Annotated in this window: 9 protein-coding genes; 6 read left to right on the forward strand and 3 right to left on the reverse strand. The window is 71.8% G+C overall.

The annotated features are described in order from the left end of the window. Positions 1–14: 14 nt before the first annotated feature. The gene (locus tag G6022_RS03330; RefSeq protein WP_182639958.1) at positions 15–749 is read left to right on the forward strand and encodes a haloacid dehalogenase type II; all 735 of its coding nucleotides are present in this window, start codon (positions 15–17) and stop codon (positions 747–749) included. 34 nt (positions 750–783) lie between these two features. On the opposite strand, the gene G6022_RS16665 is transcribed toward G6022_RS03330, so the two are convergent. From G6022_RS16665 to G6022_RS03345, 3 genes are all read right to left on the reverse strand, one after another. Continuing rightward, a complete protein-coding gene (locus G6022_RS16665; protein ID WP_206682360.1) occupies positions 784–1,206 on the reverse strand; it encodes a hypothetical protein in 423 nt (140 codons plus the stop codon). 82 nt (positions 1,207–1,288) lie between these two features. Continuing rightward, positions 1,289–2,989 (reverse strand): ABC transporter ATP-binding protein, encoded by a 1,701-nt coding sequence (locus tag G6022_RS03340; protein WP_182691004.1) that lies wholly within the window; start codon positions 2,987–2,989, stop codon positions 1,289–1,291. Beyond that, positions 2,986–4,731, reverse strand: coding sequence for an ABC transporter ATP-binding protein (locus G6022_RS03345; protein WP_182691005.1), 1,746 nt, complete (start codon positions 4,729–4,731; stop codon positions 2,986–2,988). Before G6022_RS03345 ends, G6022_RS03340 begins: the two co-directional genes overlap by 4 nt. 282 nt (positions 4,732–5,013) lie before the next feature. On the opposite strand from G6022_RS03345, the gene G6022_RS03350 reads away from it, so the two are divergent. From G6022_RS03350 to G6022_RS03370, 5 genes are all read left to right on the forward strand, one after another. Next, the gene (locus G6022_RS03350; protein ID WP_182639964.1) at positions 5,014–5,961 is read left to right on the forward strand and encodes an NAD(P)/FAD-dependent oxidoreductase; all 948 of its coding nucleotides are present in this window, start codon (positions 5,014–5,016) and stop codon (positions 5,959–5,961) included. A gap of 226 nt (positions 5,962–6,187) precedes the next feature. Then, entirely contained in the window at positions 6,188–7,549 is a 1,362-nt protein-coding gene (locus G6022_RS03355; RefSeq protein ID WP_182639965.1) for an ABC transporter substrate-binding protein, read from the forward strand. After that, positions 7,549–8,487, forward strand: a complete 939-nt coding sequence (locus G6022_RS03360) for an ABC transporter permease (protein ID WP_182691006.1) — start codon at positions 7,549–7,551, stop codon at positions 8,485–8,487. Before G6022_RS03355 ends, G6022_RS03360 begins: the two co-directional genes overlap by 1 nt. Continuing rightward, complete coding sequence (locus G6022_RS03365; protein ID WP_182639968.1) at positions 8,484–9,281, forward strand: ABC transporter permease subunit; 798 nt, start codon at positions 8,484–8,486, stop codon at positions 9,279–9,281. The genes G6022_RS03360 and G6022_RS03365 overlap by 4 nt, the downstream gene beginning before the upstream one ends. After that, the coding region (locus tag G6022_RS03370; RefSeq protein WP_182691007.1) for an ATP-binding cassette domain-containing protein at positions 9,281–10,428 on the forward strand (1,148 nt) is incomplete at its 3' end. The genes G6022_RS03365 and G6022_RS03370, both read left to right, overlap by 1 nt.

Here is a 10,428-nt window from a genome sequence, read left to right on the forward strand (position 1 = left end):
GCGAGGAGGGTTCCATGACCGACGAACTCTCGCGGGAGCGATTCGCGAGCCAGGACCACCCGGCGAACCCGGGCGGGCCACCGACACCTTCCCTCATCATCTTCGACGTCAACGAGACCCTCTCGGACATGTCGCCGATGGCCCGGCGGTTCGAGGACGTCGGCGCGCCGGCTCACCTGGCGTCGTGCTGGTTCGCAGGGCTCCTCCGGGACGGCTTCGCCCTCACGGTCGTCTCGGCGAGCGACTCGTTCGCCCACCTCGCCGCGGAGTCCCTACGGATCAGCCTTCACGGCACGCCGCTCGATCGCGACCCGGACGAGGCCGTCCAGCACATCATGAGCGGGTTCTCGGTCCTCCCCGTGCACTCAGACGTACCGGATGGAGTGCACGCACTGACGGACCTCGGGATCCGCTTGGTGACTCTGAGCAACGGCTCGGCGGCGATAGCCGAGGGCCTCCTCGACCGCGCATCGATACGCGAGCACTTCGAGGCACTTCTCTCGGTGGAGGACGCCGGCGCCTGGAAACCGACCGGCAGGGCATACGCGCACGCTCTCGCCCGGTGCGACGTCGACCCCAGGGACGCGATGCTCGTCGCCGTTCACCCCTGGGACATCGACGGCGCCGCTCGGGCGGGACTCGGGACCGCCTGGATCACCAGGGACGGCGCGCCCTACCCGGGATACTTCAGGTCGCCGGACGTCACGGCATCGTCCCTCTCAGATCTGGCCGACCAGCTGCGTCGCTGAAACCTCCCACTAACAGCGGCGGTGACGGATCCGATCAGTTCAGCGACGCCATACGCTTGTAGTGCGCTCGCCGCAGAGGCAACGGAAGTTCGTCCACGGTGAGATCGGAGGTCTCGAGCCACCGGATCAGTCCGTTCACATCCGGGGTGGTCCGGACGGGTCCGACTATCACCACACCGCCCCGGGGCTCGCGGGTGACGCGATCGCACCGTTGTACCAGGACGACAGGTCCGTCCGCCTCGGGCTCACCCGCGGCGCCGCACCTGCCGCCGAGCAGGCAGGTGGCGCGCGCCAGCACGCCGTGAGCCGATCGACCCACCGCCCGGCTCAGGGCGGAGACCAGGGCGGACTCCTTCTCACCTCCGCAGGTGCCGCAGTACGCCACCGTGAAAGCGTTCCTTCCTCCCCCACCCGGGTCCGGGGAAGGCGGGTTCTCCGGGGTCTGGAACCTCGACATCGTCTACTCCTCTCAGTCGTGCCTGTCGTCTGCCGGGCGCGGAGACTTTCCCGGACCTGGACAGTGGCCGTGCTCACGGGGTTCATGGCGGTTCGAGCCGGTCCCACATCCGTCGATACCGTCCGTCAGCGCTCACGAGCTCGGCATGCGTGCCGCGCTCGACCACCCGCCCCTGTTCGAGGACGACGATCTCGTCGGCGTGGATGACCGTGCTCAGGCGATGAGCGATGAGCAGGACGGATCGTCCGCTTGCCAGCTCGGCGATCACCTCGGAGACCTCGCTCTCCGTGCGGGTGTCCAGGGCGGAGGTGGGCTCGTCCAGCACCACGACCGGCGCATCCACGAGCAGTGCCCGGGCGATGGCCAGGCGCTGCCGCTGGCCGCCGGACAGTCCGGCACCGTCCTCCCCCAGGCGCGTGTCGTACCCGTGAGGCAGGTCGCTGATCGCGGTGTGGAGCTGCGCTCGCCGGGCCGCGTCCACGACGTCGGCCCGGTCCGCGTCGGGGCGGCCGAGCGCGATGTTCTCGGCCACCGTCCCCTGCACCAGATGGGTGTGCTGGAACACCTGGGTCACCGTGGCCGCGAGGGTGTCCGGGGCGATCTCGCGGACGTCCACTCCGCCGATCCTCACCGACCCGGCGGCGGGATCGTCGAACCGCGAGAGCAACCCCCCGAGCGAGGATTTACCGCTGCCCGAGTGGCCCACCACAGCGACCATGCCCTTCTCGGGGAGTGCCACGTCGATGCCGTGCAGCGCCGGGGTGCCGTCGGGGTAGGCGTACCCCACGCCGTCGAACCGCACCTCGACGCCCTGGGGCGTCTGTGCCTCCGACGGTTCGGAGAGCTGCGGGATCTCGGCCACCGAGTGCAGCCGCTCCATCGCGGCGCGGGTCACGTGCCACTGCTCCCCCACCGACAGGGCGGCCACCAGCGGACGGTAGACCGCTATCGCCACGAGGAGGAACCCGATGGCGACCTCCGTCCCGCGGCCGGCCACCACCGCCATCAGGACCGGCACCCCGGCCATAAGGACGGCCGAGGCCAGCATCAGCGGGGGGATCAGCCTGCCGAGCATCCGCACCGAAGAGTCGCGCAGGTCAAGCGCCGTCGCGCGCAGGACGTCGGCGATCCGCCCCGGCGCCGCGAGGACCCTCCACACGGTGATCCCGGTGAGCACGTCGACGAACCGTGCCGAGGACTCGGCCTGCAGAGAAGTCCGCTCCCGGGCCGCGGCGGTGGTCCGGGTGCCCGCCCACACGGTCGCCGGGATCGCCGCCACGACGGCCCCGGCGAGTACGAGCGCGACCACCGGGTCATAGACCGCCGCTGCGGCGACGACGAACACCGGTAATCCGAGGGCCTGTCCCAGCTTGGGCAGCCCTTCGGACAGGAAGTCCTCGATCTGCTGCATGTCGCCGGTGAGCAGCGCCTGGGTCTCCCCGCGGCGCCGACCGGAGGCCGTCGGCACGGGCACGCGGAGCAGGTGCTCGAGCACCCACACCCGGGCATGGGCGGACACCTGGTACGCGGCGAGCCACGAGTCCCTGGCTGCCAGGTATGAGGCGAGCAACTGACCGAGGAGTGTCACCACGGCCACCACGGTCACCTGGACGGCCCGGGACTCGTCCAGCTGTCCGCCGCGGGCCAGGTCCACCACGAGGGTGATCAGCACCCCGTAGAGCAACCCCCCGAACAGTGACTGGACGATCCGCCACCCCACACCGCGTAGGACGCGGACCCGTTCGGCACCGGCGATCCGCCACATCGTGCCCACGCCGCTCATCGGATCCCCGCCCTCGCCCGCGACTCGGCAGCGTTCAACTCGGTGTATAGCCCGCCGCGCTCGAGCAGCTCGTCGTGCGTGCCCTGCTCGGCGACCGCGCCCCGGTCGAGCACCACGATGTGGTCCGCGCGGCGGGCCACCGCGATCCGGTGGGTCGCCAGCACCAGCGTCTTCCCCCGGCACCACCGGGAGATCGACTCCCACAGCTCGTCCTCGGTGAGCGGGTCGACCGAGGCTGTCGGCTCGTCCATCAGCACGACCCAGGCGTCGACGACGAGGGCCCGCGCGAGCGCGAGGCGCTGCCGCTGCCCCCCGGACAGGCCAGCTCCCGCCTCCCCCAGACGCCGATCGAGGGCCGAGTCCCCCAACTCGTCACGGAGTCCGACGGCGTCCAGCGCGTCGAGCAGGAGCCCGTCGGGGGCGTCGGGCGCCCCCGTCCGGAGGTTCTCCGCGATCGAGCCGGCGAACAGCAGGGGATTCTGGGCGGCCAGGCTCACCCGGCGTCGACCGGGTGCGGTGAGGAGCTCCGCGGTGGGCACGCCCCCGAGCGTCACCTCTCCGACGGGCGGCGTCCTCACCCCGGCGATCAGCTCGAGCAGGGTCGTCTTGCCCGATCCGGACTCCCCCACCAGGGCGACGGTCGCGCTCTCCGGGACCCGGAACGAGACCTGTCGGAGAGTGCTCGCCCGCCCCCGGTGTCCGAAGTCGACGCCGTCGACCACGACAGCGCGATCCCGCGGCTCCCGGCCGGTCACAGTGGTCAGGTCCACCGGGGCCAGGTCGAGCTGCTCCTCGACCGCACGGGCACTCGCCGCCGCCAGGGGAAGGGAGTGCATCCGGTAGAAGAGCGTGACGAGCGGAACGGTGTAGGCCGGGGCCAGGACGATGAACAGCAGGAACGTGTCCACATCCAGCCGGCCGGCGGCGAGCAACCAGGCCCCGAGCACCGCGACGACCGCCGGTGTGGCGGTGACCAGGGGAGAGAACCAGGCGCCCCACCGCAGGAACGCCGCGCCCCACGCGGACTGGAGGCTCGCGGTGTGTCGGATCGCGGACACGGCCGTGGACCCGGGCGTCCGGGCACCGAAGACCCTGCTCTCCGCGAGCGCCGTGAGCTGGTCCATCATCGCCCGTCCCATCGCCGCGTTCGCCACGACGAACTCGCCCATCCGGTGGGCGTTGGACCGCATCGCCCGCCGCATCGTCCAGAAGGCCAGCGGGGCCACCGCGGCGCACGCCAGCGCCAACCGCCAGTCCTCACCCAGAAGCCACACCGTCATGACGAGCCACACCGTCACACTGGCCGCGAACTCCGGCACACCGTGCGCGAGGATTCCCTCGAGCCGCTCGACCTCCTCCCCCGCGGCTGAGCGGGCGGAGGCCGTGTGCCCGTCCGACAGGTCGGACAGATCCGCCCCGGACCATGCTTCTCCGAGGGCGATGCGGATCCGAGCGATCACGTCGAAGGCGGCCCGGTGCGCCAGTGCTGTGGCCGCGCCGAAGGTGACGTAGGTGACGACGACGCCCGCAGCCGCGAGAGCGACCGCCTGCGCAGCCGCCAGCCCCCCGTCGCCCACCACCAGGTGCACGAGCAGTCGGTAGACGGCGTAGGGCACCGCGAGCTCCGCGAAGGCCGAGACCACGGCGAGCGCCACCGCGGCCACGAGCAGGCGACGGGACCCGCCGAGGTGGGGGCGCACCACTCGCGGCACGGCCCGATAGTCGAATCCCGAGGCACTCACTGCGGCTCACTAGTCATGTAGCGGTTCCGGGTTCGCTACCCGGTCGGGGCGAGAGGTTCCGCGGTGAGGACGAATCGCCAATCGCTCCGATGAGTTGGGGCTCATGCGACATGACCTCACCTCTCGACACTCGCGGCAAGACGCCGTCCGATTCCGACAACGCGCAACACCGATGACTCTATTGATAATGAGACTCATTATCAATAGAGTCATCGAGGTTGCGGATCTCCTCCCACTCAAGGGGCCGAACCACCCGCCGTCGTCACACAACTTGGAGCCCCGATGCCATCACCCACCCCCACGGCCGTCGAGGTCGCCGTGATCGGTGCCGGACCGGCCTGCCTCACCGCAACCCTCGTCCTGGGACGACAGAAGCGACGCGTCGTGCTGGTCGACTCCGGCCAGCCGCGCAACGCGCCCGCGACCGAGATGCACATGTACCTCGGTCTCGACGGCCGGCCTCCCGAGCAGTTACGGAGCGTGGGGATGGAAGAGGTCGCCGCCCATCCGAACGTCGAGATCGTGCACTCCACCGTGACGGACCTCGAGGTGGCCGACTCCGACACGCCGATCCGACTCTCAACGTCGGACGGTGGAGCCTTCCTGGCCGAGCGACTCCTGGTCACCGCCGGAGTCCGCGACGACGTGAGCGGTATCCCCGGTGTGGCGGAGCGCTTCGGACAAGGGGTCTTCCACTGCCCGTTCTGCCACGGCCACGAGGTCGACGGGCGGCGGCTCGCCGTCCTCACCGACGCCCCGGAGAACCCCGCCCAACCGGGGTTGCAGGCGGTCTATCTCGCCACCCACTTCTCCCGCGATGTCACCCTGCTCACCAACGGCCATCCGGTCCCCGACGAGATCCACGGGATCCTCTCGCGCAACGGCGTCGGCGTCGATCACCGTCCCGTCACCGGGGTCGCCGGGACCGACGGCGCCCTCACTGTCTCGGCCGGTGGCGAGGAGCTCACATTCGGAGCGGTGTTCCACACGCCTCGCGAGCAGCCACGCCACTCCGTTCTCGGGCTCGATGTCGAGACGGAGGGCGCTCCCATCCTGGTGGACTGGCAACAGCGCACGTCCGACCCGCGCGTGTTCGCGGCCGGCGACTGCGCCCGCCGTCGCGACGATCCCGTCCCGCTCGCCTTCGTGGCCCGCGCCGTCGCCGCCGGGCAGGCCGCGGCGCTGTGGATCGACCAGGACCTCTTCCGCGTCCAGGCCGGTCTCGGCTGACGCGTCCCCACCCCACCCCCATCTCCACCCACTCACCTAAGGACCACCACGCTCATGGATCGCCGCGGTTTCCTCCGTCACCGGTGCCGTCACCGGTGCCGTCACCGGTGCCGTCACCGGCGCCGGACTCACCCTGGGCGCCTGCGCCACCGAGGACGGAAGTGGAGACGGCACCGGTGCCGGTTCGGGTTCCACCGGAGCGGGGCGCACCGTCCGGGTGGCCGCGATGGTCCCCCCGGGGGACACGCTCGACCCCGCCGCCGCGACCTCTCCGGGAGCGTGGGTCGGCATCTTCGCGGTATACGACTCTCTGGTCGTCCTCCTCGACAACGAGCCGGTACCGCAACTGGCCGAGTCGATCACCTCGAACGACTCGGCCGATGTGTGGACGGTCCGCCTCCGGCCCGACGCCACCTTCTCGGACGGCTCGTCGGTGACCGCCGAGGACGCCCTCGCCTCGCTGGTCTACACGGCCGCCTCCCCGATGGCCGGGTCCTTCCTCGCCCCGCTCGACACCGAGGCATCCCGCGCGGTCGACGAGCACACGCTCGAGCTGCACCTCAGCGCTCCGCGGGCCGACTTCGTCGAGGCGGTCCTTGCCCCCCAGAGCGCCGTGTTCAAGGGCGGCGACCCCGGAGCCGGTATCGGATCGGGTCCGTTCGTCCTCGACTCCGGATCGGCCGAGGACGGATGGGTCTTCACGCCCAATGACCATCACCCGGGCGTCGGCATCGACCGACTCGAGGTGCGGTCGATCCCGGACCCCGATGCTCGAGCCCGCGCTGTGGTCTCCGGCGACGTCGACTACGCCAACGACCTCCCGGTCACCGCCGCGCGCACGGTGACCGATTCGGCCCGGATCACCGAGGGTGGCCCGGCGGACTCCAAGGCGCTGGGCCTCATCCTCAACACCCGCGTCGCGCCGTTCGACGACGAGCGGGTCCGGACGGCGTTCAAGCTGCTGGTCGACCGGGAAAGCCTCGTCAGCACTGTCCTCGGCCAAGGCGCTGTCGTGGGCGAGGACGTCCTGGGCAAGGGCATCAGCGGCTACCCCGACGACCTTGCCGAGGTCACCCGGGACGTGGCCCGGGCGCGGACCATCCTCGAGGAGGCAGGGGTCGAGGAGCTGACCCTGGTGACCTCTGACGTGGTCCCCGGCCTCGACGACGCCGCCGAGCTCCTGGTCACCCAGGCCCGCGAGGCCGGACTCACCCTCACTCTCGACCGCCGGGACCCGGCGGCCTACTTCGCCGACATCCCGGGCCTGATGAAGCTGCCGCTGTTCTCCATCTACTGGGTCAACCGCTCGACTGCCACGGCGCTGCCGTTCACCACGGGTTCGGCAGGCGGCTTCAACCTCGACGGATTCGGTGCCGATGCGGCCTGGGACCGGCGTCTGGCCGACGCTGCGGCGATCACCGACGACGCCGAACGCCAGGCGGCGGTCTCCCGGCTCGCCGTGGAGGTGTCCGAACAGGGTGGCCAGCTCATCTGGGGGTACCAGCCGTTTCTCAACGCGACCACCGATGCCGCCGGTGACGTCCCCTCGAGCCAGTCCGCGCCGTTCTTCGGGTCCCGCGCCGACTGATGACGCCCAGACGCGCCGGGGTGAGGATCGCCCAGACGCTCCTCACCTTCGCGGTCACCGTCGTGCTGGCCTTCTGGTTGGTCGACACGCTCCCCGGGGACGCCGCGACGGCCTCGTTCGTCACCACCGACGCGTCCTGGCTCACCCGCCGACGCGCCGAACTCGGTCTCGACATCCCTGTCGCCGAGAGGTTCGTCGAGTGGCTGGGTGGGATGGCCAGGGGTGACCCCGGCCTCTCCGCCTCGGGCATCCCCGTCGTCGACCAGATCCGCGAGCCACTGGCGCGGACCGGTCTCCTGATGCTCGCGGCGATCCCCGTGGCCGTGGTGGCCGGACTCGGTGGCGGAGTACTCACAGGAGCCCGCGCCGGGTCCCGCACGGACCGGACGGCCTCGCTCACCGCCGCCGTGGTGCTCGCGACCCCCGAGTTCGTCCTGGCGGTGATCCTCGTGACGATCTTGTCCATCCAACTCGGTCTGCTCCCGCCGGTCTCACTGGTCCCGCTGGGTGGCAGCCCACTCGACCGCCCGGGGATCCTCGTGCTCCCGGCGGTCACCGCCGGGCTCGTCGTCGGCGCATGGCTGCAGAGAACGGTCCGGGCCGTCGTGGCCGCCGAAGCCGCGCGACCACATGTCCGGGCCGCTCGACTCGCGGGCATCCCGCCGCTGGCCGTCCTCGTCCGACACCTGCTCCCCGGGGCGACGGGGCCGATCGTCCAGCTCTGCGCGCTGGCCGTGCCCGGCCTCATCGGTGCGGCGCTCGTCGTCGAGGTGGCGTTCGGTTACGCGGGCGCCGGGAGCCTGCTCGTCACCCTCATCGCCAACCGCGACACCGTTCCGGTCGCCACCCTGGTCACCGTGGCCGCCGCCGTCACCACGACCTCGCTGCTCGTCGCCGATCTGGTCACCGGGTCGGGACCCCGGCGGTGGCTCCGGTGACCCACGAGCATCTCGTCCGCACGCTCCTCGTCGGGATGCTCACGACGGGCCTCGCGCTCGCGCTGTTCGGCCCCGTCGTGGCCCCCGTTCTCGGCCTGCCCGCCCCGGACGCCGTGACCGGCGGAGCGTTCACCCAGGACAACGCCGCGTGGGGGACAGACCGGCTGGGACGGGACGTCCTGGCGCGGGCCTTTCACGGCAACCTGCCGCTCGTCGCGATCTCCGTGACGGCGGCCTTCCTGTCGACCGCGACCGGAGCCGTCATCGGCCTCACGCTCGCCTGGATCCCCCCACTGCGACCGGTCGTTCGATTCGCGACCGACGTGCTGGTCACCCTCCCCCCGGTGCTCATCATCCTGGTCGTCGCCACCGCCGGGAACGGCTCCGTCGTGGTCGTGGGGGCGGTGACGACAGTGCTGTTCATCCCTGTGAGCTCCCGCTATCTCGAAGCCGCGAGCGCCCCGCTCCTGGGGTCCGGGTTCGTGGAGGTCGCCCGAGCGGAGGGCCGGTCACGCCTGGACGTCACGGTGCGGGAGGTCGTCCCGGGCCTGTCCCGCCCGCTGCTCACCGAGCTGTCCGTGCGCTTCACCAGCGCCGTCTACCTGGTGAGCACGCTGGCGTTCCTCGGCGGCGGGTTGGGAGGGGGCGGCGACGACTGGGCGTCGACCGTCCGGGATTCGATCGCCGGGGTGACCCTCAACCCGTGGTCCGTGATCGTGCCCGCACTGGGGATCGCGCTCCTGACGGTACCGACGGCACTTCTGGCCGATCGGGAAGGGCACGGGGCGATCTGATGGTGACCGCCTCCGCCCTCTCCGTACGTGACCTGGCCATCCGGGACCGGACCGGCGTACCGCGTCTGGAGGTTCCGCGCCTGGACCTCGAACGCGGCGAACGCCTCGTGCTGGTGGGACCGTCCGGGGCCGGGAAGTCGACCCTCGCCCGCGCGCTGCTCGGCGACCTCTCCCCCGGACTGTGTGTGGCCTCCGGAGCGGTCACCGTCGACGGTGTGGACGCACTGGGGGCGAGCGCCTGGCAGCTGCGGCTGCTGCGTCGTCGCAGCTGCGTCGTCGACCAGGATCCGGGCGTGGCCCTGACCCCGTGGCGCCGCATCGGTCAGCTCACCGAGGAGATCGCGGCCCGCCCGGGGCTGGGCATCCACTACGCGCGGGAACTGGGCCTGCCCGTCGACGAGGGTTGGCTGCGGCGCCGACCGGACCAGCTCAGTGGCGGCCAACGGCGCAGGGTGGCCATCGCGCGGGCCCTGTCCGTCGACCCGGGCCTCGTGGTGCTCGACGAGCCCACGGCCGGACTCGACCCGGACACCGCGCGGGCCTTCACCGAGCTCCTCCTCTCGGTGACCGCCGGACGCACACTCGTGCTGGTCACCCACGACGTCCGCCTGGCCCACCAGGTGGGCGGGAGGATCGTGACGGTGGACGCCGGCCGCATCGAGGAGTCGGTTCGACCGTCGGCCGCGGTCCGGTGGCCGGCTCGCGTCGCTCCCTCCCCGGCGGGCACGGGCGCCGGCCTCGCCTTCGACTCTCTCGCCGTGGCGCATCCGAACACCGCGCCCCTCGGCCCCCTTGACGCTGTCGTCCCGGCCGGGTCGGTCGTCGCGCTGACGGGCCGCTCGGGCTCGGGGAAATCGACGCTGCTGCGCGCTGCCGCGGGCCTCCATCCCCCGATCCGGGGACGCGTTCTGATCCACGGGGAGGAGCTGGCCCCGCGGGTACGGGACCGGCCGCGCGCCCACATCGACTCGTTCGCGCTGGTGCCCCAGGACTCCTCGTTGGCCCTGGCCCCGGCGGTCACCGTGGGCCGCAGGCTCCGCCGACTCGCCCGCGACCACCGCACCGACCTGTCACGGGTCTGCGAGGAGCTCCACCTCGGCCCGGAGTTGCTGGACCGCCGGCCCGGCGCACTCTCCGGGGGGCAGCG

The organism is Dietzia sp. Cai40, assembly GCF_014145165.1.
GTDB classification, from domain to species: domain Bacteria; phylum Actinomycetota; class Actinomycetes; order Mycobacteriales; family Mycobacteriaceae; genus Dietzia; species Dietzia natronolimnaea.

Bases quoted from the DNA above. Each gene is read 5' to 3' on its own strand.
- G6022_RS03330 (WP_182639958.1), top strand. From the start codon at position 15: ATGACCGACGAACTCTCGCGGGAGCGATTCGCGAGCCAGGACCACCCG.
- G6022_RS16665 (WP_206682360.1), bottom strand. From the start codon at position 1,206: ATGTCGAGGTTCCAGACCCCGGAGAACCCGCCTTCCCCGGACCCGGGT.
- G6022_RS03340 (WP_182691004.1), bottom strand. From the start codon at position 2,989: ATGAGCGGCGTGGGCACGATGTGGCGGATCGCCGGTGCCGAACGGGTC.
- G6022_RS03350 (WP_182639964.1), top strand. From the start codon at position 5,014: ATGCCATCACCCACCCCCACGGCCGTCGAGGTCGCCGTGATCGGTGCC.
- G6022_RS03355 (WP_182639965.1), top strand. From the start codon at position 6,188: ATGGTCCCCCCGGGGGACACGCTCGACCCCGCCGCCGCGACCTCTCCG.
- G6022_RS03360 (WP_182691006.1), top strand. From the start codon at position 7,549: ATGACGCCCAGACGCGCCGGGGTGAGGATCGCCCAGACGCTCCTCACC.